This window comes from Winogradskyella sp. PG-2, from assembly GCF_000828715.1.
Taxonomy (GTDB): Bacteria; Bacteroidota; Bacteroidia; order Flavobacteriales; family Flavobacteriaceae; genus Winogradskyella.
Genome location: NZ_AP014583.1, coordinates 1 through 21,468, shown reverse-complemented (window position 1 = coordinate 21,468; position 21,468 = coordinate 1). Strand labels below are relative to the sequence as shown.

26 protein-coding genes are annotated in these 21,468 nt (G+C 31.2%); 15 read left to right on the top strand and 11 right to left on the bottom strand.

The window, feature by feature from the left end; translation table 11 throughout:
- The first annotated feature begins 197 nt into the window (after positions 1-197).
- Positions 198-617, top strand: coding sequence for a nucleoside-diphosphate kinase (locus tag WPG_RS00125; RefSeq protein ID WP_045467797.1), 420 nt, complete (start codon positions 198-200; stop codon positions 615-617).
- Between the two features lie 63 nt (positions 618-680).
- Here the strand turns inward: WPG_RS00125 and WPG_RS17140 are convergent, their stop codons facing one another.
- On the bottom strand, positions 681-974 hold the full coding sequence (locus tag WPG_RS17140) for a hypothetical protein (protein ID WP_052471100.1): 294 nt from the start codon (positions 972-974) through the stop codon (positions 681-683).
- Positions 971-1,351, bottom strand: a complete 381-nt coding sequence (locus WPG_RS17135) for a hypothetical protein (protein ID WP_052471099.1) — start codon at positions 1,349-1,351, stop codon at positions 971-973. The genes WPG_RS17140 and WPG_RS17135 overlap by 4 nt, the downstream gene beginning before the upstream one ends.
- Positions 1,352-1,545: 194 nt before the next feature.
- Between WPG_RS17135 and WPG_RS00115 the strand changes: the two genes are divergently transcribed.
- The 9 genes from WPG_RS00115 to WPG_RS00075 all read left to right on the top strand — a co-directional run bounded on the left by WPG_RS00115 (position 1,546) and on the right by WPG_RS00075 (position 7,348).
- Positions 1,546-1,968, top strand: a complete 423-nt coding sequence (locus WPG_RS00115; protein WP_045467794.1) for a DUF2141 domain-containing protein — start codon at positions 1,546-1,548, stop codon at positions 1,966-1,968.
- An 18-nt stretch (positions 1,969-1,986) separates the two neighbouring features.
- Positions 1,987-2,607, top strand: coding sequence for a tetratricopeptide repeat protein (locus tag WPG_RS00110; protein ID WP_045467791.1), 621 nt, complete (start codon positions 1,987-1,989; stop codon positions 2,605-2,607).
- 11 nt (positions 2,608-2,618) lie between these two features.
- On the top strand, positions 2,619-3,974 hold the full coding sequence (locus tag WPG_RS00105) for a histidine kinase (protein WP_045467790.1): 1,356 nt from the start codon (positions 2,619-2,621) through the stop codon (positions 3,972-3,974).
- 11 nt (positions 3,975-3,985) lie between these two features.
- A complete protein-coding gene (locus WPG_RS18445; RefSeq protein ID WP_231850224.1) occupies positions 3,986-4,123 on the top strand; it encodes a 2TM domain-containing protein in 138 nt (45 codons plus the stop codon).
- A gap of 181 nt (positions 4,124-4,304) precedes the next feature.
- On the top strand, positions 4,305-4,643 hold the full coding sequence (locus tag WPG_RS00095) for a 2TM domain-containing protein (protein WP_045467787.1): 339 nt from the start codon (positions 4,305-4,307) through the stop codon (positions 4,641-4,643).
- A gap of 16 nt (positions 4,644-4,659) precedes the next feature.
- Positions 4,660-5,793, top strand: a complete 1,134-nt coding sequence (locus tag WPG_RS00090; protein ID WP_045474968.1) for an amidohydrolase family protein — start codon at positions 4,660-4,662, stop codon at positions 5,791-5,793.
- Between the two features lie 4 nt (positions 5,794-5,797).
- A complete protein-coding gene (locus WPG_RS00085) occupies positions 5,798-6,118 on the top strand; it encodes a 2TM domain-containing protein (RefSeq protein WP_045467784.1) in 321 nt (106 codons plus the stop codon).
- A complete protein-coding gene (locus WPG_RS00080; RefSeq protein ID WP_052471098.1) occupies positions 6,115-6,591 on the top strand; it encodes a DUF2306 domain-containing protein in 477 nt (158 codons plus the stop codon). The genes WPG_RS00085 and WPG_RS00080 overlap by 4 nt, the downstream gene beginning before the upstream one ends.
- A gap of 1 nt (position 6,592) precedes the next feature.
- Entirely contained in the window at positions 6,593-7,348 is a 756-nt protein-coding gene (locus WPG_RS00075) for a LytR/AlgR family response regulator transcription factor (protein ID WP_045467780.1), read from the top strand.
- Positions 7,349-7,353: 5 nt separating this feature from the next.
- Here WPG_RS00075 and WPG_RS17130 read toward each other — a convergent pair whose 3' ends face one another.
- From WPG_RS17130 to WPG_RS00050, 5 genes are all read right to left on the bottom strand, one after another.
- Positions 7,354-7,824 carry a J domain-containing protein gene (locus tag WPG_RS17130; protein WP_052471097.1) on the bottom strand — a complete coding sequence of 157 codons (471 nt, stop codon included), beginning with the start codon at positions 7,822-7,824 and terminating at the stop codon, positions 7,354-7,356.
- Positions 7,825-7,881: 57 nt separating this feature from the next.
- Positions 7,882-9,054, bottom strand: coding sequence for an LETM1-related biofilm-associated protein (locus WPG_RS00065; protein ID WP_045467777.1), 1,173 nt, complete (start codon positions 9,052-9,054; stop codon positions 7,882-7,884).
- Positions 9,055-9,282: 228 nt separating this feature from the next.
- On the bottom strand, positions 9,283-9,891 hold the full coding sequence (locus tag WPG_RS00060) for a hypothetical protein (RefSeq protein ID WP_045467774.1): 609 nt from the start codon (positions 9,889-9,891) through the stop codon (positions 9,283-9,285).
- A 214-nt stretch (positions 9,892-10,105) separates the two neighbouring features.
- The gene (locus WPG_RS00055; protein WP_045467771.1) at positions 10,106-11,554 is read right to left on the bottom strand and encodes a glyceraldehyde-3-phosphate dehydrogenase; all 1,449 of its coding nucleotides are present in this window, start codon (positions 11,552-11,554) and stop codon (positions 10,106-10,108) included.
- A 138-nt stretch (positions 11,555-11,692) separates the two neighbouring features.
- Positions 11,693-13,099, bottom strand: coding sequence for a trypsin-like peptidase domain-containing protein (locus WPG_RS00050; protein ID WP_045467767.1), 1,407 nt, complete (start codon positions 13,097-13,099; stop codon positions 11,693-11,695).
- A 150-nt stretch (positions 13,100-13,249) separates the two neighbouring features.
- Here WPG_RS00050 and dapF point away from each other — a divergent pair, with 150 nt between their 5' ends.
- The 5 genes from dapF (at position 13,250) to WPG_RS00025 (ending at position 17,277) form a co-directional block, all read left to right on the top strand.
- Positions 13,250-14,029 (top strand): diaminopimelate epimerase, encoded by a 780-nt coding sequence (gene dapF / locus WPG_RS00045; RefSeq protein WP_045467764.1) that lies wholly within the window; start codon positions 13,250-13,252, stop codon positions 14,027-14,029.
- Entirely contained in the window at positions 14,023-14,547 is a 525-nt protein-coding gene (locus WPG_RS00040; RefSeq protein WP_045467760.1) for a GNAT family N-acetyltransferase, read from the top strand. Before dapF ends, WPG_RS00040 begins: the two co-directional genes overlap by 7 nt.
- 2 nt (positions 14,548-14,549) lie before the next feature.
- Complete coding sequence (mltG, locus tag WPG_RS00035) at positions 14,550-15,593, top strand: endolytic transglycosylase MltG (RefSeq protein WP_045467757.1); 1,044 nt, start codon at positions 14,550-14,552, stop codon at positions 15,591-15,593.
- A gap of 36 nt (positions 15,594-15,629) precedes the next feature.
- The gene (locus tag WPG_RS00030) at positions 15,630-16,502 is read left to right on the top strand and encodes a DUF2279 domain-containing protein (RefSeq protein ID WP_231850223.1); all 873 of its coding nucleotides are present in this window, start codon (positions 15,630-15,632) and stop codon (positions 16,500-16,502) included.
- Between the two features lie 118 nt (positions 16,503-16,620).
- Positions 16,621-17,277 (top strand): peptidoglycan-binding protein LysM, encoded by a 657-nt coding sequence (locus WPG_RS00025; protein ID WP_045467751.1) that lies wholly within the window; start codon positions 16,621-16,623, stop codon positions 17,275-17,277.
- Here the strand turns inward: WPG_RS00025 and WPG_RS00020 are convergent.
- The 4 genes from WPG_RS00020 to dnaA all read right to left on the bottom strand — a co-directional run bounded on the left by WPG_RS00020 (position 17,274) and on the right by dnaA (position 21,383).
- Positions 17,274-17,990 (bottom strand): SAM-dependent methyltransferase, encoded by a 717-nt coding sequence (locus WPG_RS00020; protein WP_045467748.1) that lies wholly within the window; start codon positions 17,988-17,990, stop codon positions 17,274-17,276. The genes WPG_RS00025 and WPG_RS00020 overlap by 4 nt on opposite strands.
- Complete coding sequence (locus WPG_RS00015) at positions 17,990-19,417, bottom strand: PQQ-dependent sugar dehydrogenase (RefSeq protein ID WP_045467744.1); 1,428 nt, start codon at positions 19,415-19,417, stop codon at positions 17,990-17,992. The genes WPG_RS00020 and WPG_RS00015 overlap by 1 nt, the downstream gene beginning before the upstream one ends.
- 71 nt (positions 19,418-19,488) lie before the next feature.
- The gene (locus tag WPG_RS00010) at positions 19,489-19,944 is read right to left on the bottom strand and encodes a low molecular weight protein-tyrosine-phosphatase (RefSeq protein WP_045467741.1); all 456 of its coding nucleotides are present in this window, start codon (positions 19,942-19,944) and stop codon (positions 19,489-19,491) included.
- 11 nt (positions 19,945-19,955) lie between these two features.
- Complete coding sequence (gene dnaA / locus WPG_RS00005; protein ID WP_045467737.1) at positions 19,956-21,383, bottom strand: chromosomal replication initiator protein DnaA; 1,428 nt, start codon at positions 21,381-21,383, stop codon at positions 19,956-19,958.
- Positions 21,384-21,468 lie beyond the last annotated feature (85 nt).

The following is a 21,468-nucleotide window of genomic DNA, read 5'->3' as shown; positions in this document are numbered from 1 at the left end:
TGCTTTTAATATGAAATTAAGAATTGTGTCTTTCCTTTTTGAGAATGATAAAATAATATTTTAAAGCTTTGTTAATAAATCATTAAATAGTATTCAATTATTGCCTGTGCTTCTTGATTTTTTAAAGAAATGCATTACTTTTGCATCCAAATTCGCCAAAGCACTAAAGCAAGGTGAACCAAAATTAAAAAATATACATGGCAACTAACAGAACTTTCACAATGTTAAAGCCAGATGCTGTTGAAAAAGGACACATTGGCGCAATATTAGAAAAAATTACAGCTTCAGGATTTAGAATTGTAGCAATGAGGTTAACTCAGATGACTAATGCAGATGCTGAGGAATTTTATGGTATACATAAAGAGCGTCCATTTTTTGGTGAGTTAGTAGAATATATGACTCGTGGACCTATAGTAGCTGCAATATTAGAAAAAGATAATGCTGTTGAAGATTTTAGAACATTAATTGGTGCTACCAATCCTGCAGATGCAGCAGAAGGTACTATCCGTAAAATGTTTGCGGATTCTATTAGCGAAAACGCTGTGCATGGAAGTGATAGCGATGACAATGCAGCTATTGAAGGTGCTTTTCATTTCTCTGGTAGAGATATGTTTTAAGACAAAAACATTATATAATATTAAAAGACCATCAATTAAGATGGTCTTTTTTTATAATAAGTTTTAAAACTGACTAACTACTTTAACTAGCATAACAATTGGTGCAACAATTAATCCAATGATAAAGATTTGATTGCCATGTTTTCTATCATTTTTACTATAAGAATAAACCCTTTGTCCATTTGGTAATGTTTTCTTAGATGTCCACAGAAAATAACCAATGATTAACCCTAAAAAGCCACCTAAAATAGACAAGATGTAACCACTTATAATCCATGGTTTCTGAATGCTCTCGGGCTTAGCTAATTTCTTTAAACGTTCTTTTTTTAAAGATGCTAGCAATTCTTTGTCAATCAATTGTCCTCGCTCAATTGTCCTCGCTGAATTAGCAATTTTTGGGCTAGTGTGTAATCAAATTCATTCCACTCATCAGATTTTAAAAGAATATTGTAAAGTTCGTCATCAGTAAACTGAAATAGATAATAGTCTTTATCTATTTGATCTATTATGTTTTCTGCATTTTTTTCTAGAATCTGTTCCGTCTTTTCAAAATCGGATTGCCGTATGAGTACTTCAAATTTATTTTGTAATGTATTACCTGCAAATGTAACATCAACAGGTGGTGTATTATCATCTAGTTGAGTGATAATTGCGTTAGCTTCGAGTATATTCCTCAATTCAGTAGCCTGTCCTAGATGTGAGAATTGTCTAAAGATTTGATAGTTGTTTTGCATTTAATATTTTTTGTTTCATTATGGTGACCAATTTATGTAGTGAATCAAATAAGTAATATTAAAGGAAGGTACTGTTTTTTTTAGAAGGATTTTTTAATAATTACAATTCATCATTAAAAAATCACAATTCAGTAAGTCTGGTTTTTAATACCTGGATTTGTGCTAGATATTTGTATCAAACAAAAACAAACATTATGGGAACTTTATTAAAACTTGTAGTTGTATTAATAATAAGCTTAACTAATCTTGAGGTTAAAACTGAAGAAACATATAGTTTAGAAGTTAAAGTTGAAGAATTAGATAGTAATAAAGGACAAATGTTTATTTCAATTTATAATACTGAAACAGAGTTTTTAGGCAAGTCTTACAAGGGCACTAAAAGTAAAATTACTAATAATAGCTGTGTCGTGACTTTTGAAGATTTACCAAAAGGTACTTACGCAGTTTCTATTTTTCATGACGAAAATAATAATGGGAAATTAGATAGTAACTTTATGGGCATTCCAAAAGAAGATTACGGTTGTTCTAATAATGCAAGAGGTTTTATGGGACCACCAAAATGGAAAGATGCCAAATTTCAGCTTAAAGAGAATAAATCAATAACAATAACACTATAATTAAACAGACTAAATATTATGAGGAATTTAATCATCATCGCTTTATTTGTAATCACAGGAATTACACAAGCGCAAACTAATTTTGAAAAAGGAATGACTAAAGCTTTTGAACTATGGCAATCCGATAAAACTGACGAAGCCGAAAACATGTTTGAACGTATTGCTAAAGCTGAATCTAAAGAATGGTTGCCTAACTATTACATTGCACAAATCAATAGTTTAAAAAGCTGGAATGTAAAAGATGAAGCCATCTTAAAAGCACAATTAGATAAAGCACAAGAGCATTTAGATATTGCTATGACTAAGAGTGAAGAGAATGTTGAACTTCTTATAATGCAGGCACAGGTCTTAACAAATTGGGTGGCTTATGATGGTGCAACTTATGGGATGAAATATGCAGGTAAAATAACAGAGTTGTACACTAAAGCTTTAGAATTAGCACCAACAAACCCTAGAGCAGCTTTTTGTAAGGCAGATTGGTCTATGGGAAGCGCTAAATACTTTGGACAAGACACAGCTCCTTATTGCAAAGAAATTGAGGCATCCATAGAACTTTTTGATACCTTTAAACCAGAGAGTGATTTTTATCCAAATTGGGGGAAAGAGCGTGCTGAGCAGGTAGTAGAATCTTGTAAATAATAAAAACAATTATGTCTAAATCAGTTAAAAATATAGTCATTACATTTTTGATAGGATGTGCAATATTCATTCTTGGGGAACTTATTTCTGGAGATATGTTCCAATATGATAACATGAACGAGTTTTTAATTGAGTTTGGGTTTTATCAATTGTATTCCTTTGTTCTCGGATATGCTAACATGGTATTTTTCGATTACATGGAAAAGAGAAACTGGAAAAAGGGGGACACTTTAAAACGAATAATTATAGGAATCTTAGGAGCTGTAATCATAACTTTAATTTTAATATTTTTTCTAAGAGCATTTATATCAATTGGTGTTTATGGTGAAGATTATCAAGCATTTATAGATGGTGAAACTTGGAGCGGTTATTCATTTGGGTTATGGATTACACTATTAATAGTTTCGGTTTTTCACATCATTTATTTTTATAATCGTTACCAGAAGAATAAGATAAAAGAACAAAAGGTTATCGCAGGTGCAGCAAGCGCAAAATTTGATGCTTTAAAAAATCAGTTAGATCCGCATTTTTTATTCAATAGTTTAAATGTACTAACGAGTTTAATCGAAGAGAATCCAGACAATGCACAACGTTTTACAACGTCTTTATCTAAAGTCTATCGCTATGTATTAGAGCAGAAGAATAAGGAATTAGTTACTGTAGATGAGGAATTGAATTTTGCAAGAACGTATATGTCGCTTTTAAAAATGCGATTTGAAGATAGTATCATTTTTGAGATACCAGACAAGGCATCAAATCCAGAAAGTAAAGTTGTGCCTTTATCGTTGCAGTTACTTTTAGAAAATGCAGTAAAGCATAATATGGTAACATCTAGTAAGCCGTTGAACATAAAAATATATGAAGATGGAAATCATTTAGTAGTGATGAATAATCTTCAACCAAAACAAATAGTTAAGAAAAGTAGTGGTGTTGGTTTAGAGAATATTAAACAACGTTATAATCTACTTTCAGACAGAAAAGTTTATATCAATCAAAGAGATAAGGATTTTGCGGTTGCAATTCCTATGCTCACAAAACAAGTATCAATCATGAGAACAACACAAAAATCACAAGAGCGTCTAAATGACGATTATGTTAGAGCTCGCAAACGCGTAGAAGAATTGAAAGCTTTCTACTATAGTTTAATATCCTATGTATTTGTTATTCCATTTCTAATTTTTATATGGTATACCTATTCTAGACATACCATACAATGGTTTTGGTTTCCGATGTTTGGTTGGGGATTAAGCTTGGTTATACAAGCCTATAGAGTATTTGTAGATAATGGTGCTTTTGGCGCAAACTGGGAAAAAAAGAAAATAGAAGAGTACATGAACAGAGATGATCAAAATAGTCATTGGAATTAAAATTAAGTATTATGAAAGATCAAGAAGAAAATTTAAAATATATCAAAGCTAAAAATAAAGTAGAAAAAGAGAAAGGTTTTTACACACATCTCTTTATTTATATAGTTGTTAATATAGTAATTACTGGAGTTAAAGTAAATAATAATTAAGATAGCTGGGATAGTTTTGTGGATAAAATAATAAGCATAGACGTATTAAGTAGTTGGGTAGTTTGGGGTATATTTTTGATATTACATTTTATATCCTTAAAATATGGCTTAGCCTGGGAAGAACGTAAAATTGAACAATTAATGAATAAAGAATTATCTAATAATTCAAAAGAATAGAGTTATGGAAAAATATAGTATAGAACCTTATAAAGAAAAAGATGAGGTTTCAGATTTTAGAAAAGAAGAAGCATATTTAAGAGCTAAAAAGAAAGTAGATTCACTTATTGGATTTTACTGGCATTTAGCGGCTTATGTTGTTGTAAATTTATTTTTAATCATCCTAATAGGTGTCAATGTAGGCTTTAGTGGATTTGGTCCTTATGCTACGGCATTTTTTTGGGGCATTGGATTAGTCTTTCACTTTATAGGTGTATTTGGACCAGACTTTTTCTTTGGAAAAGATTGGGAAAAACGTAAGGTTGAAGAGTATATGGATAAAGAACGTAAAAATTGGGAATAATTTAAAATGTAAAAAAGTGAAAAGTATATTACTATTCTTAGTTTCATTCTCATTTCTATTTTTAAACGCTCAAGATAGTTTTGTCATTAAAAATGTAAAAGTATTTGATGGTGAAGACGTAATTCAATCTACTTCTGTAAAGGTTGTAAATGGCCTTGTTACAGAAGTTTCAAAATCAATTAAAATATCTGATAAAGATGAAGTTATTCATGGAAAAGGTAAAACCTTAATACCAGCTTTATCTAATGCTCACGTGCATGCATGGGCTTTGCCATCACTTAATGAAGCTGTTAAGGCAGGAGTCTTGAATGTTATGGATATGCATGGTGTAGAAACTTATCAAACTGCTATGCGTCAACTTAAAGATTCTACTAACTATGCAAGATATTACGTTGCGGGTTATGCAGCAACCGCTCCAGAAGGTCATGGAACACAATTTGGATTCCCTGTACCAACACTAACTAAACCAGAGGACGCAAAACAGTTTATTGCTGATAGAGTTAAGGCCAACGTTGATCATATTAAAATTATATTAGAACCTTGGAAGAAAACATTATCAATAGAGACTGTTTCTGAGCTTATAAAAGAAGCACATAAAGCAAAAAAGATTGCTGTTGTACATATTAGTAGATTAGAGGATGCTGTTAATGTAATTTATAATGGAGCAGATGGTTTGGCACATATTTGGTGGGATAAAGAGTTAGAAGATGAAAAGTTAAAACAACTTTCAAAAGAGCAATCATTTTTTGTAATTCCTACTTTATTAACTACAATTAAAGTCTTTGAAACTATGGGAAGTACTTCTGAACAGTTTTTAACTAAAACCCAACTCTTAGCACAAGTAAAAAAGATGTATGAAGCTGGAATTCCAATTCTTGCAGGCACAGATCCACCAAATGCAGGTATCAATTATGGTACAGATTTATACAAAGAACTAGAGCTTATATTGGAGTCTGGTATACCAACAATTGAAGTTCTTAAATCAGGAACAAGTAATATCACTCAAGCTTTTGGTTTAAAAAGGTATGGATTTATAAAAGAAGGTTATATCGCAGATTTAATTCTAATAGATGGAGATGTAACTGAAGATATAAAAGCCATTAACAAAATTGAAAAAGTTTGGAAAGATGGTAAAGCTGTAAAAAGATAGTATTATGGAATTAGATAAAGAGCAACAACTTTTAGCTAACGCCAAGAAGAAATTAAAGAGAGTTAAAATACTCTATATGCATTTAGCATTATATATCATCGCAATAGTACTCATATTATATAACTTTTACATTATAGATGAAGGATCATATAAGAATAATATTATAAGCTTAAACTTAAGTGTTATTGTAGCTTGGACAGTTTTTGTAATCATTCATAGTTTAAATGTTTTTAAAGAAAGATTGTTTTTTAAAAGTAGTTGGGAGGATAAAAAAATGAAAGAGTTTACAAAAGAGGAAGAGGAAGTCACAAAACGTTGGGAATGAATTTTTTAAATGATATTATACATAGTAATATAGGTTGGTTTCATTTTATTTTGGCAGTATTAGCAATGCTAACAGGAACTATGGTGTTATTAAATAAAAAAGGAACACTGTTTCATAAACGTTCAGGATATATTTACGTCTTTTCTATGTTATTGATAAATATATCTTCATTCTTTATTATAAATTTTGACGGGTTTAGCATATTTCATTTTTTCGCTATTATGAGTTTAGCTACTATTATTGGTGGTACACTACCAACAATTAAAAAGAAAAAGAATTGGTTTGGCTATCATTTTTATTTTATGAGTTGGTCTGTTGTAGGTTTATACTGTGCGTTTTGGTCCGAAATAGGAACCCGATTTGTAAACAATATGCAACAATTTTGGTGGGTAATTGTTTTAGCAACACTCTTCACAGTTTTTTTTGGAGGTAAAATTATTAATAGAGAAGCAAAAAAAATAAATCTAAGATAGTATGAATGTAATTATAATAGAAGACGAAAAACCATCAGCAAGACGCTTACAGCGTATGCTAAAATCTCTGGATGTTGAAGCAGAAACTATGTTGCATTCTGTAGAAGAGTCTATCGATTGGTTTCAAAATATTGAACATCCTGATCTAATCTTTTTAGATATTCAGTTAAGTGATGGTCTTTCTTTCGAAATCTTTGAAGCTATTGATATTAAGTCAGCAATAATTTTCACTACTGCTTATGATGAATATGCGCTTCAGGCATTTAAACTCAATAGTATTGATTATTTATTGAAGCCTATTGATGAGGATGATTTAAAAATTGCGGTAGAAAAATATGAAAATAGAGCACCACAAAAACAATCGGTTACTTTAGATTTTAGCGACATCAAAAAACTGTTGGTTAACCCAATTGAACGTGAATACAAAAAACGTTTTTCAGTAAAAGTGGGTCAACATTTAAAGCTCATCAACATAGAAGACATAGAATGTATTTATAGTGAAAATAAAGGAACCTATGCGTTTACTAATGAAGGAAGAAATTACTTGTTAGATCAAACATTAGATCAGTTAGAAGATGAGTTAGAACCGTATGTGTTTTTTAGAGTAAGCAGAAAATTCTACGTTAATATTAATGCTATTAAAGATATGGTGAGCTATACTAATTCGCGTCTACAAATAAAACTGAGTCGTTTCAATGAGCAAGATATTATTGTTGCTAGAGAACGTGTAAAGGATTTTAAAAATTGGTTAGAATAAAATAATTATAGATCATCAAAAATACCACCAATAACATCACCTAAGACATCTCCAATCCCATCTATTAATGGCTCAGCCCCTTCTATTAAAGATTCTGTGCCAACAAAAAGGCCTTCAATACTAGCTTCAGCAAAAATATCTAAAAGTAATAGCTCCGTTAGGGTAGATTTTCTATATGTTTTAGACTTTGTTTTAGCTTCTTTTTGCCATTCTTCATATACTTCCTTTTGTTCTTCAGTAACTACCGGTTTGCATGTCTTAGCTTGATAATTTAGAAGCTCATCATAGGTTTTTCTTTTTTCAGTATCTGATAATACATCAAAAGCTTCCACTAATGACTCGAATTTGTCTTTTGCGTCTTCAGATTTATTATTGTCTGGGTGATAAATTGCAATTTCTCTTCTAAATGCTTTTTTAATATCATATAAAGTTGTGGATTGCTCTATTTTTAGTAAAGTGTAGTAGTTAGTTATCATAGCAAAAACTTAAAAGTGGTTATCTATTAGTAATCATTTTATTAGTTATGTTACAAGTTAATCGTCTTCTATTCTATTATCATCAAATGCAGAGGGCAATATTTTAGGAATAAACTTTACAAACAAAGGCAACAATAACATACCTCCAGGTAACATAAATATTGCCAAACTTGGAATAGACTTAAAAATGTCTAAAAGCTGGGATTGAATTTTTTTCTGCTCCTCATCTGTAAGATTACGTTGCGTAGATTGTGCTAAAAGTGCCATTGCTTCTTTACTTTCTAACAATTCTCTAGTGAGTCGTTTACTATTTCTTTTTATGAGTTTAGAAACTACTTTACTACTATTATCATAAAAACTTTGAGCTAAGTTCTTAGATTTTAAAAAGGCTACATTCTCTTTATGTTCGTTGTAAAATGCATTAATATCATCTACAGATTGTTTTATATTATCATTGTTAAGTGCTAAATCTGTTTTTAATCGATTTAAAAACTCACGCTCTTCTTTATCAATCACCATATCTGTCCATGACGCCATACATACTAGGTCAATAACATATAACTTCTCGAGTGGTTCATTTATAAAAGTTATAGCATCTTTATAAGAGGGTAACTCCGAACTTTTATGACGTATAGAGTCTTCGAACAGCTTTATAAGATTGTGATCGTACTCTGTTTTTTTTGACTTAGCATCAATAACAGAAAAGACAATAGTCTCTAAAGCAGATTCTAGGTTATTTACATAGTTTCTGATGTTATTTTCATCTTTCAGAAAGCGTTGATACCCTAATACATCGACAAATAATAAAGCATTAATTAAAAAATAATTAAAGCTTTTTGAAATAAAATTATCATCAATATGAATACGTTTGTGAATCATTTTCTCTAACAAACTATCTGGCTTTTTATCGCCAAACAACTCTTCAAAAAATGACTGCTTTTGATCGCTAATAGATTTATAATATCTAATTAAATTATCTATAAAACCTTCATTTGGTTGTTTCTTTTTGTAGATATAATAGTAGGTGAGGAGTAAATTGATTTTACAACGCTCTTCTTCAGTGAAATCAATAGTCTTAACTATATCTAGAACGACCTTAATATTACTTCCGTAAATAAATCCTGCATGCTTTAATTTATTGTAGAACTCAGAAGTTTCTGTTTGCGAATACATTGTTTCAGAAACCTGTTTAAGTAATTTTTTTATCCAGCCGCTAGCTGATGGATTCATAGACTTAAAATTATAATATAAATATACTTTTTATAGCCAACAAACTAACAGATATTATTCAGCTTTCCAAAAATAAAATCATTCTTCAAACTAGGAAGATTGGTTAGTTAATACTTTATAGTTATAAAAAATGAGCGATAAATTTTCGAGTTAACTTATGTATGTTTTAATAATAGTCACAAAAAATCCGTAAATAAATCACGGATCTTTTTTGTTTTAGATTTAGTTTTAAGACTTTTGCTTATTAATCTCGTCTTGTAATTGACGTCTTACTTTTTGCTCGCGTTCTAAAGCTATTCGTCTATGCTCTTCAAATTCTACTTCTACTTCACTTAGTTTATGTTTTGCATGACGCGTGGCAGAATTACTGCCTTTAAATTTATATATAAAAAGTAATAACATCGCAAGTAAAACACTTATAATCGACCACATAATTACATTATAATTTGTTTTACTGGTCTGCATACCTAATAAAGCCATATTATTCTTTTCTTCATTAGTTGTTGCTAAATCAGTTTGCGTAGTACTTAAATTATTTTTTAGATTATCAATTTCTCCTTGTTTAGTATTTACAATGATTTTTGTATCACTAAGTTGTTTTTGTAAAACTTTTAAGGAATCTAGAGTATGTGCTTTTAACGCATATAACCAAATTTTCTTTACAGTCTTATATTCCCTCCAATTAGGTGATCGTCGGATAACATATTCAAACTGATTATCTAAGGTTCCACTATTGAGGGATAATTTTTCTTCTGCATTATTAGCAGTTTGGGATTTGATGGTTTGAAAACTTAAGGTAACTATAAGAGCTACAACTAGTTTGGTGATTAATTTCATTCTAATCTTAATTTAGGTTCTATTAGATTAATTAGGTGCCAAGATAGTAATTTTATAAGCACATTTTAATAATAAATTATCAAAAACATAGCACTTATACAATTACAATGACATTTTATATACGTAATAATTTTTATTCTGGATGTCCTGGCTTTATGAAACAAAAAAATCTTGCCAAAAGGCAAGATTTTTCACTTTCTCTTTTCCAAGAATTCTAATAATAAGCATAGCGTCTTACCTTAGAAATATATTTCGCTAATCTTATAACCTGATGGCTATATCCATATTCATTATCGTACCATATATATAGTATGGCATTTTTACCGTCTGCTCTTACAATAGTGGCTTTACTGTCATAAATTGATGGTGCTGAGCTACCAACGATGTCACTCGACACTAATTCATCACTCATTTCGTATTTTATTTGTTCTACCAAGTCACCTTCTAAAGCATATTTCTTCATAATGGTATTCATGCTTTCTACAGTAGTTTTGCTTTTTAACTCTAAGCTTAAAATCGCTAAAGAACCGTTTGGAACTGGTACTCTGATAGCATTAGATGTTAATTTTCCTTCTAAAGATGGTAATGCTTTACTTACTGCTTTACCAGCTCCTGTTTCTGTAATTACCATATTCAAACCTGCAGCACGACCTCTTCTGTATTTTTTGTGAAAGTTATCTACTAGATTTTGATCGTTTGTATAGGCATGTATAGTCTCTAGGTGCCCAGTTTTAATACCAAAAGAATCTTCAACTGCTTTTAGAATAGGTGTAATAGCATTTGTAGTACAAGATGCTGCTGAGAAAATGTTCACTTTATCAGGATTATTTTCTAAGTGATTAACACCATGTACTATGTTAGGAATTCCTTTCCCAGGTGCGGTTAATAAAACTTTATCAACACCTTTTGCTTTTAAATGCCTACTTAAATCCTCTTTATCTCTAAATGCACCAGTATTATCTATTATTAATGCTTTGTTTATACCATAACTTGTATAGTCGATATCTTCTGGCGCATTTGCTGAGATTATTTTTACAGTTGTTCCGTTAATTATTAAAGCAGAATTTTTTACATCTGTGCTTACCATGCCTGAGAAATCCCCATGAACAGAATCATTTCTTAATAAAGAAGCGCGCTTTTCTAAAACTGTTTCATCAATTGTTCCTCTAGTTACTATAGCTCTCAGACGTAGTTGGTTTCCTTTACCAGTACGTGTCATAAGTTCACGTGCTACTAATCTACCAATTCGTCCAAAACCATATAGTACAACATCTTTTGGTTCAATACCTTTATTATCTTTTGCAGAACCTAGTTTGGCAGAAACAAATGCAGTTGCATTATTGTACTTCTGATCTTCTAAGTGAAACTCATAAGTTAGTTTACCAATATCTAATTTAGCCGGTGGTAAGTCTAAAGCATTAATAGCTTGAGCAATTTCAACTGAATCGAAAATAGAAATTGGTTTCTGAACAAATTCGCCTGCATATTCGTGCAAGTTTAAAATTTCGCTCACATTTTTATCGATTAATTGATTTCTAAATAAAACAAGCTCTATAGACTTATCGTACCATAGGTCGCTAACAATTTTAATAAATTCAACCGTTGCTCTGCGACGATCTGCTTGAAACGCTAACTCTTTTTCGTAAGTGTCGTTAAAACCCATTTGTTTTTGGTTTAGTGATTTTTAGATTTGGCGCAAAAATACATATTTCAAACGTTTTCGTAGCACATTTTGTCGAAAATAAAAACCCTTCAAAGAATAATACTTTCAAGGGTTATTTTTATCTATTTTAATTAAGCTTTATCTAAAATTGTAAATCACTTTTTCACCTTCTTTATTTAGAACTTCTATTTCTATGGCTTCATCGTAACCTCTATCTTTTATTGCATTTTGTGCATCATCAACGGAGTATAGCTTTTTTCCATTCAAACGTGTAATTATACTACCTTCTTTTACACCATTATTTTTCCAGTAAGACTCAAGTTTAGGGTGATTTGTTAGCTTAGATATTTTTAAACCATAATTTAGCTTAAAATCCTTTAATTCATTTTTAGAAATGTTTTTAACTACTCCAATAATGGGAATTTCTAATACCATATTTTTTAATAAAGTAACTGGTAGGACTTCTTCATCACCATCTCTAAGTAATGTAACATTAACTATGTCTTTAGGGCTTTTAGTTTTAAGATAGCCAGTTAAATCAGAAAATTTATTGATCTCTACACCATCAACTTTTTTAATAATATCACCAGATTTTATACCAGCTTTTTCTGCTCCTGTATCTTTTGTAACTTCACTAACATAAAAACCCTCAGTAATATCAGTACCTAGTTCTTCAGCAGATTTACTATTAAGAGCACCGCCAACAACCCCTAGAATACCATTTTGCACATTGCCATATTCCATGATATCGTTTACGATTTTACGTGCAATATTACTAGGTACCGCAAATGAATAGCCTATATAGGATCCTGTACGAGATGAAATAGCTGTATTAATTCCTATTAAATCTCCGTTAGTGTTAACTAATGCACCTCCAGAGTTTCCAGGATTCACAGCAGCGTCTGTTTGAATAAACGATTGTGTGTTTTTACCAGATAAATCTCTAGATTTAGCACTAATGATTCCGGCAGTTACTGTAGAGTTTAAATTAAATGGATTACCTACAGCCAAAACCCATTCACCAATTTTTGCACTATCAGAATCACCAAATGCCATAAAAGGTAAGTCTTCTTCTGTTTCAATTTTTAAAAGTGCAATATCAGTAGCTTCATCAGTACCAATTAATTCTGCCATATATGATTTGTTATCATTAAGAGTAATACTAATCTCATTAGCATTATTAATAACATGATTATTGGTGACAATATAGCCTGTTGGCGAGATAATCACACCACTTCCTGTACCTACTTGAGCACGTTCTGAATTACGACCAAAAAACAAATCTTGCATACTCATTGGTGCAGTAACAATTGATGTGTTTTTTACATGTACAACTGCATCTAATGATTTTTCTGCGGCATCAACAAAATTTGGTGTATCCACAGATGTATTATTAGTTGTGTTAGTTGGTACATAAATAGGAGGTTCAGAAATCTGTTCTAATGCGACTTGTTTGTTTTTTTCTTCGACAAATAATTTATAACCGCCTAAGGTAAGTAGGCCACCTAATGCCGAAACACATACTAATGTTAAAATCTTCTTCATAATTTTCAGTTTTAAGTTTAATTATACTAACGATTAAAATTAAAAATTTATTGAATTTTAGTCTTCATTTTAACTACTATTTAACGTCAACTTTAACGAGCATTTAACAACTTATATTACGATGTAATATTCTTATATTTGCCTTAGCTTATGAGAATAACATTTTATAAATATCAAGGTACAGGAAACGACTTTATTATTGTTGATAATCGCTCACATATAATCGACAAAAATAATACCAAACGAATAGAGCAATTGTGCGATAGACGATTTGGTATTGGAGCTGATGGATTTATACTATTAGAAAATGACGAAAATTCAGATTTTAAGATGGTATATTATAATGCAGATGGTAATGAAAGTAGTATGTGTGGTAATGGAGGACGATGTATTACAGCTTTCGCAAAGTTTCTTGGAGTTATAGAAAATGAAACAGAGTTTTTGGCTATAGATGGTCTACATAAAGCCAAAATTGAAAACGATATTGTTCACTTACAAATGCAAGATGTTTCCACAGTAGAAACATATGAGAGTCATTCATTTTTGGATACAGGTTCTCCTCATCACGTAGAATTAGTTTCAGATATAGACAATTTTAATGTGAAAATAAAAGGATGTACTATAAGATATGGTAAAGCTTATATGACTGGTGGAACTAATGTTAATTTTGTTGAGCAATTAGCTGAAGATAGTTTTGCTGTAAGAACCTATGAACGAGGAGTTGAGAATGAAACATTATCTTGCGGAACAGGTGTGACTGCTGTTGCTTTGGCTATGCATAAAACTGGCAAAACAGATAGTAGTACTGTTAGTCTGAAAACACCAGGAGGTCAATTAAAAGTGAATTTTCAGAGTCATGAAAATGGATATAATGATATTTGGTTAGTAGGACCAGCAACTCAAGTTTTTAAAGGTGAATTAGAATGGTAACACTAAAAGGTGAATATATCTATTTAAGAGCTTTAGAACCAGAAGATTTAGATTTCATTTATGAGATTGAAAATGACACAGAACTCTGGGAGTTAAGTGATACACAAACACCTTATTCAAGATTTTTAATAAAACAATATTTAGACAACGCTCAGCAAGATATTTTTGAAGCAAAACAATTACGTTTAGCAATTTGCGATAAAAATGACAATACTTTGGGTCTAATTGACGTTTTTGATTTCAACATTAAGAACAAACGTGCAGGTATTGGTATTCTTATTAAAAGTAATTCTGATAGATTTAAAGGTTACGGAAAAGAAGCTTTAGAACTTCTAGTTAACTATTGTTTTAAAATTTTACATTTACATCAGGTTTATGCCAATATTTCTGAGAACAATATAGCAAGCATGAATTTGTTTGAAGGCAATGGCTTTAAAAGAATAGGTTTAAAAGAAGATTGGAATTTTGATGGCAATCTATACAACAACGAATATATATTACAACGTATTAACAAATAACTATGTACATTAAAAAAATTCTTTGGGCTATAGCCTTAATCGGACTTGTTATTTTTGGAGCTATAGCCTATTACATATATGGAGCTATGTTTCAACCCAATACAGCTTTTGATGATGAAGTAGCTTATATATATGTGCCAACTAATGCTGGCTATAGTGAGATAAGGTCTCAGTTAGAGCCACTTTTAGATGATATAGATAAGTTTGATGCTCTAGCTAGTCAAAAGAAATATACAACTAATATTAAAGCTGGTCGTTTCGCTATTTCTAAAGGCATGAATAATAATGAAATTATCAATTCTATACGTAGTAAGAACTTGCCAATTAAAATAGCCTTTAATAATCAACATAATTTAAAAGATTTAGCAGGTAGAATAGGCACTCAAATAGAAGCCGATAGCCTATCTATTTTAAATGCGATGACGGATGAAGCTTTTTTAAATATTAATGGTTTTTCAAATGCTACTGCCTTAGGTATGTATTTACCAAATAGCTATGAGTTCTTTTGGAATACAACTGCTGAAGGATTTAGAGATAAAATGCTAAAAGAATACAAGCGTTTTTGGAATAGTGATCGATTGAATAAAGCTAAAAAATTGAATCTCCAACCTAATGAAGTTATTGCATTGGCTTCAATAGTTTATGAAGAATCTAAACTAAAAGAAGAGCAACCTAGAGTTGCAGGTGTTTATTTAAATAGATTGCGAATAGGTATGAAGCTCGATGCAGACCCAACTCTTAAATATGCGGCTTATAAATTACCACAGTACAAAAACACCGTAATTAGACGTGTTCTTAATATTCATAAAGAAATAGATTCACCATACAATACATATAAAAATGCAGGTTTACCACCAGGATTAATTGCTATGCCAGATCTTTCGGCTATTAATGCTGTTTTAAATCCCGAAAAGCATAGTTATTTTTATTTTGCCGTCGATGCCAAACGACCAGGTTATCATAAGTTTGCCAAGTCCTTGGCTCAACATAATAATAATGCTCGAGAATATCATAGATATTTATCTTCTCAAGGTATAAATAGATAAAGTTTGAGGCATTTTTATTGCTATATCATTCTTTGCTTGGCAGTAAGTTCATCGCTTTTTTCACAATCTAAATTTAATGCCTTTTTAAAGCCAAGTGACTCTTTAAATAAGCAGAGGCGAAACACAGTTGTCATTTCTGAAATTACCTTAGCTACAACTACATTGATAGCTTTAAATCAATTATGGTATGAAGATTATCCTCGTTCTAGTTTTAAGACGATTAATGATAGTGAAGAGTGGTTACAAATGGATAAAATGGGGCATGTCTTTTCATCTTATCAATTAGGAACTGTTGGTGCTAATGCTTTAAGCTGGGCTGGAGTTTCTAAAAAAAACCAGTTGCTTTACGGTGCTACTTTGGGACTTGGTTTTTTAACTGCTGTTGAGCTTATGGATGGTTTTTCTGAAGAATGGGGATTTTCTTGGACAGATATGGCTGCAAATATTACAGGTACAGGATTATATGTTGGACAAGAGTTATTGTGGGAAGAGCAACGTATTTTATTAAAGTATTCATTTCATAGAACACATTTTGCAGAACAAAGACCAGATAAGTTAGGAAATGGTTTTTCTGAAGAATTTTTAAAAGATTATAATGGACAAACGTATTGGTTAAGCGCCAATATCAATTCGTTTTTAAAAATAGATGGTTTCCCAAATTGGTTGAATTTTGCTTTTGGATATGGAGCAGATGGTATGCTGACGGGAGAACCAAGTGATCCATTATTTTTAAATCAGGATAGAAAACGTCAATATTACTTGAGTTTGGATCTAGATTTAAGTCGAATTAAAACAAATTCTCGCTTCCTGAAAACAGTTTTTAGCGTTTTTAACGTTATTAAGGTTCCTTTTCCAGCTTTAGAGCTGAATAGTAAAGGGCGCGTAAACCTGCATTATCTCTACTTTTAATAAGTTTTAACAAACCTTAACACTCTGTCTTTCAACAATTAATAAAATGTTGTATATTTGCACGCGAATTTAGTAAAGTAATGAGGGGAATTATTTTACAATTTTAAAATTGGCTGTTATGAATATAAATAGCGTTAAGAATTTTATATTACCATTTTCAATTTGTTTACTAATTGCATTAGCATTGTATCCAGATTCATCTCTAATACCTGAGGCCTATTCTACAGAAGGATTAGAACTTAATTACAATATTTCTGAAGAGTTAGCAATGGTTTCTGAAGAAGAACCTATAAAGCAGAACATGTTTACACCTTACTTGGGTAAATCATTTGAAGGTTTTAAAGAAGCTTTAGCTTTTAAAGAATCTAGAGGGGATTATTTTACAGTAAATACTTTAGGATATTTAGGAAAATATCAGTTCGGCTCGGAAACTTTAAAAATAATTGGAATTTATAACCCAAATCAATTTTTATATAATCCAGAATTACAAGAAAAAGCATTTATTGCTAATGCAGAACGTAATAAATGGGTGCTTAGAAAAGACATTAAGCGTTTTGAAGGAAAATTGATAGGTGGAGTTGAAGTTACAGAGTCTGGAATTTTAGCAGCAGCACATTTAGCTGGTCCTGGAAGTGTTAAAAAGTATTTACGCAGTTATGGTGGAAATAACTTTGCAGATGCTTATGGATCTACTGTAAAGCACTACATGAAAAAGTTTTCAGGTTACGATACTTCGATGCTTATTCCTGATAAAAAAGCTAAGGTTACACTTTAATCTTTTTGTATAATAAAAATAGCGGGTCTCTTATGCAGATCCTCTTTATTGTGCCTCCAATCTTTTGCAGCTTTAGTTTTTATATATTCTGTTGGTAGAGTTAAGTCACATGCTACACATACTCTTGTATTGGGTTGAAGTGAATTTGCCAAATCTTCAAGCATTTTCATATTTCTATATGGTGTTTCTATAAAAATTTGAGCCTGATTATGTTCTAATGACAAACGTTCTAAGGATTTTAATTTAGACTTTCGTTCACTTTTATCAATTGGTAAATATCCGTTAAATGTAAAGCTTTGTCCATTCATGCCAGAGGCCATTAAGGCTAAAATTATCGAAGACGGACCTACAAGTGGAACAACTTGAATATTCATTTGATGAGCTAAGCTTACTATATCTGATCCAGGATCTGCAATTGCTGGACAGCCTACCTCAGATAGTAGACCCACAGAAGTTCCCTCTAAGCATATATTTAAATACGTATTACGTTCTTCTTCTGTTGTATACTTATTTAATACTTGAAGCTTTAGTGAAGGTTGTGATTTGCTTGGTGACACACGTTTTATAAATCGACGTGCAGTTTTTTCGTTTTCTACAATGTAATAATTATTCTCTTCAATAATTTTTTTTATAGAAATTGGTAAAACTTCTAATGGTGGATTATCACCTAATCGAGTAGGTATGAGGTATAGTTTTCCTTTATTGGTTGTCATTAATTTATTACAAGTTTATGAGTGCTTTGGTCTCCATTATTTGAATTAATTTTTAGTAGGTAGATACCATTTGCTAGCTCAGAAGTATCAATTTTTTGTATGTTTTCAGAATCAAGATTTACTGATTTAACAATTTTACCATGTATACTGTATATTACAATTTCTGTAGAAGTAGCAGAGTGATAATTGCTAAAATCAATATTTAACCTGTCTTTTACTGGATTCGGATAGATGGGAATAGAGTTAATTTTATTCTCATCAATACTTAATAAAGCGTCAGTAATTTTATAAATATTCCCAGATTGAATATCAGAAACATAAATTTCGCCATCAACATCTTCACCAAATGCTGACCAGTTTCCTGTAAACTCTTCTAAGGTCATGTCCCAATTATCGAGAGTACTATTATAAGTAATAAAACCAATTTCAGAACTACAATAATCTGCAAAGAAATAAGAACCAGTAAAAGGAGTATAGGTAGGTCCTCTGTATACATAGCCACCTGTTATTGAGCATTTAAATTCACCATCACCAAAATGATTATATCCTGAAACGGGAAACGTTAACGTGCTCGAACTAGGACAATTATTTGAATTAAAAATACTGTTACCTTCATAGCATCTCCAGCCATAGTTTAATCCTCCTAGAGAACCAGAAGCTCTATTGATTTCTTCGTAATTTCCTTGTCCTACATCTGCAATCCAAATATCATTATTTAGTCGATCAAAAGAAAATTTCCAAGGATTTCTCAAGCCATATGCCCATATTTCAGGTCTTATAGTAGAACTTCCTACAAATGGATTGTCAGATGGAATGCTATAATTAAGAGCTGCAGTAGTATTGTTTACATCAATTCTAAGAATATTACCAAGTAGATTAGTTGTGTTTTGACTATTTCCGTCAGGATCACCACCACTACCACCATCACCTGAGGAAATATATAAATATCCATCTGCGCCAAAAGCTAAATCACCACCATTATGGTTACTATATGGTTGTGTATATGTAAGTATAACAAACTCAGAATTTGGATCTCCCAGAGACGGATTGGAGTTACTGCGTGTAAACCTAGATATTACGGTTTCATTATCAAAAGCACCAACAACATCCTTTATATAATTAACAAAAAAGTATCCATTTGTAGCGTAGTCGGGATGAAAGGCTAGTCCTAAGAGTCCTTCTTCATTGCCTCCACTTTCAACGCGTCCACTTATATCTAAAAAAGGTGCGCTTACCACAGAACCATTTGAATTAATAATCTTAATTATACCATTTTGTTCAGCTGCAAAAAGGCGCTGGTCACCTGCATGCTTTAAATTAACTGGATTATTTAGGCCCGTAGAAAATAATTCTAACTCTAAATCTTGAGTATAGCTTAAATTAAAACAAAAAAATAATGAGAGAGTAAGTAGAGATAAAGATTTCATAATAGGCATTTGAAATGGTTTGCTACTAATTTACGAAAAAAAGGATAAGAGTCTAAGAATAGAACCCTTGTTTAACCTTTCAGTTTATCAGCAAGAATATCACAAGTTTCATCTACGAGATTGAAAACATATTCAAAATCGCTTAGCTCACCATAATATGGGTCTGGTACATTTTTGTTAGCAATATCAGAATTTATCTCTAGGAATAATTTTACTTTACCAATATCGTCAGAATTTCTAGCTAGGCTAATAATATTTGTATAGTTAGAGTTGTCCATGGCATAGATATAATCAAAAGCATCAAAATCTAAAACTTTAAATTGCCTTGCACTCTGTGTACTAATATTTATACCTCTTGTTTTAGCGACTTTTATTGAGCGATTATCTGGTGAATTACCAATATGATATGCAGCTGTAACAGCAGAGTCTACATAAAAACTATCATCACTAAGTTTAGATTGTAAAATACCATGAGCCAATGGTGAACGGCAAATATTACCAAGACACACCATTAAAATGCGAGTCATAATAAATGTAATTAAAGTGCTAACTTCTTAGATAAGTCTTCAACATACTTTCTGAATTGCTTATCTGTTGAAGATAAATTGTCAACTGTCTTACATGCATGTAAGACAGTAGCATGGTCACGTTGTCCTATTTGAGAACCAATACTAGCTAATGAAGCTTTTGTATATTTTTTTGCAAAGAACATAGCCAACTGACGTGCTTGTACAATATGACGTTTACGCGTTTTAGATTGAAGTGTGTTAACATCCATTTGAAAGTAATCTGAAACTACTTTTTGAATATAATCGATAGAAACTTCACGCTTAGTGTTCTTAACAAACTTCTCAACGATATCTTTAGCTAAGTTTATTGTGATTTCCTTTTTATTGAAAGAAGACTGAGCAATTAATGAGATAATTGCACCTTCTAGTTCTCTAACATTGGTTTTAATATGCTTAGCAACATACTCGATAATCTCTTCTGGCATTTCAACACCATCCCTGTAAAGCTTATTCTTAAGAATAGAAACTCTAGTTTCAAAATCTGGAGTTTGCAATTCTGCTGAAAGTCCCCATTTAAAACGAGATAGTAAGCGTTGTTCAATATCTTGCATATCAACAGGAGCCTTGTCACTTGTTAAAATAACTTGCTTTCCATTTTGATGTAAATGATTAAAAATATGGAAGAATACATCTTGTGTACCTGTTTTGCCAGATAAGAACTGTACATCATCTATAATTAACACATCTATAATTTGATAGAAGTGAATAAAATCATTTCTATTATTTTTCTTAACAGAATCAATATATTGTTGCGTAAATTTCTCGGCTGAGATATATAGAACTGTTTTTTCAGGATATTTATCTTTAATGTCAACACCAATAGCATGCGCTAAATGAGTTTTTCCTAAACCAACACCTCCAAAGATTAAAAGTGGATTAAAAGAAGTGCCTCCAGGTTTGTTAGCTACTGCAATACCAGCATTTCTAGCTAACCTATTAGAATCACCTTCTAAGAAATTCTCAAAACTGTAACTTGGATTCAGCTGAGATTCGATTTTTACATTTCTAATACCAGGGATTACAAATGGATTCTTTAATTCTGGGCTTTTATTATTGAAAGGAACATCAACATCTTGAGATTTAACAGGTGTTCTATTTGAACTAGGAATCTTTTCGGTAAAAGGTTGTTTGTTACCATAAGTGTTTTCCATTTTGATAACATAAACCAATTTAGCATCTTCGCCAAGTTCTTTGGTTAATGATACTTTTAATATTTTAACATAATGTTCCTCTAACCACTCGTAGAAAAATTTACTAGGAACTTGTATGCTTAATGCATTACCGGAAAGTTTAACAGCATCTATGGGTTCAAACCAAGTTTTATATGCTTGGGATTGTATATTATCTTTTATAAAGGCGAGACAATTACTCCATACAGATTGCGCTGTGATCTCCATTCGTTAAATTAAATTTTTTGTTAGTTAGTTAGATTAGCAAAAAAAAAGAGAGTTAGGATTCTCTCATTGTTTCAACTGGACAAAT

Excerpts from the sequence above, each read along its gene's own strand:
- WPG_RS00125 (WP_045467797.1), top strand. The coding sequence starts at position 198 with ATGGCAACTAACAGAACTTTCACAATGTTAAAGCCAGATGCTGTTGAA.
- WPG_RS17135 (WP_052471099.1), bottom strand. The coding sequence starts at position 1,351 with ATGCAAAACAACTATCAAATCTTTAGACAATTCTCACATCTAGGACAG.
- WPG_RS00115 (WP_045467794.1), top strand. The coding sequence starts at position 1,546 with ATGGGAACTTTATTAAAACTTGTAGTTGTATTAATAATAAGCTTAACT.
- WPG_RS00110 (WP_045467791.1), top strand. The coding sequence starts at position 1,987 with ATGAGGAATTTAATCATCATCGCTTTATTTGTAATCACAGGAATTACA.
- WPG_RS00105 (WP_045467790.1), top strand. The coding sequence starts at position 2,619 with ATGTCTAAATCAGTTAAAAATATAGTCATTACATTTTTGATAGGATGT.
- WPG_RS18445 (WP_231850224.1), top strand. The coding sequence starts at position 3,986 with ATGAAAGATCAAGAAGAAAATTTAAAATATATCAAAGCTAAAAATAAA.
- WPG_RS00095 (WP_045467787.1), top strand. The coding sequence starts at position 4,305 with ATGGAAAAATATAGTATAGAACCTTATAAAGAAAAAGATGAGGTTTCA.
- WPG_RS00085 (WP_045467784.1), top strand. The coding sequence starts at position 5,798 with ATGGAATTAGATAAAGAGCAACAACTTTTAGCTAACGCCAAGAAGAAA.
- WPG_RS00080 (WP_052471098.1), top strand. The coding sequence starts at position 6,115 with ATGAATTTTTTAAATGATATTATACATAGTAATATAGGTTGGTTTCAT.
- WPG_RS00075 (WP_045467780.1), top strand. The coding sequence starts at position 6,593 with ATGAATGTAATTATAATAGAAGACGAAAAACCATCAGCAAGACGCTTA.
- WPG_RS17130 (WP_052471097.1), bottom strand. The coding sequence starts at position 7,824 with ATGATAACTAACTACTACACTTTACTAAAAATAGAGCAATCCACAACT.
- WPG_RS00065 (WP_045467777.1), bottom strand. The coding sequence starts at position 9,054 with ATGAATCCATCAGCTAGCGGCTGGATAAAAAAATTACTTAAACAGGTT.
- WPG_RS00060 (WP_045467774.1), bottom strand. The coding sequence starts at position 9,891 with ATGAAATTAATCACCAAACTAGTTGTAGCTCTTATAGTTACCTTAAGT.
- WPG_RS00055 (WP_045467771.1), bottom strand. The coding sequence starts at position 11,554 with ATGGGTTTTAACGACACTTACGAAAAAGAGTTAGCGTTTCAAGCAGAT.
- WPG_RS00050 (WP_045467767.1), bottom strand. The coding sequence starts at position 13,099 with ATGAAGAAGATTTTAACATTAGTATGTGTTTCGGCATTAGGTGGCCTA.
- dapF (WP_045467764.1), top strand. The coding sequence starts at position 13,250 with ATGAGAATAACATTTTATAAATATCAAGGTACAGGAAACGACTTTATT.
- WPG_RS00040 (WP_045467760.1), top strand. The coding sequence starts at position 14,023 with ATGGTAACACTAAAAGGTGAATATATCTATTTAAGAGCTTTAGAACCA.
- mltG (WP_045467757.1), top strand. The coding sequence starts at position 14,550 with ATGTACATTAAAAAAATTCTTTGGGCTATAGCCTTAATCGGACTTGTT.
- WPG_RS00025 (WP_045467751.1), top strand. The coding sequence starts at position 16,621 with ATGAATATAAATAGCGTTAAGAATTTTATATTACCATTTTCAATTTGT.
- WPG_RS00020 (WP_045467748.1), bottom strand. The coding sequence starts at position 17,990 with ATGACAACCAATAAAGGAAAACTATACCTCATACCTACTCGATTAGGT.
- WPG_RS00015 (WP_045467744.1), bottom strand. The coding sequence starts at position 19,417 with ATGAAATCTTTATCTCTACTTACTCTCTCATTATTTTTTTGTTTTAAT.
- WPG_RS00010 (WP_045467741.1), bottom strand. The coding sequence starts at position 19,944 with ATGACTCGCATTTTAATGGTGTGTCTTGGTAATATTTGCCGTTCACCA.
- dnaA (WP_045467737.1), bottom strand. The coding sequence starts at position 21,383 with ATGGAGATCACAGCGCAATCTGTATGGAGTAATTGTCTCGCCTTTATA.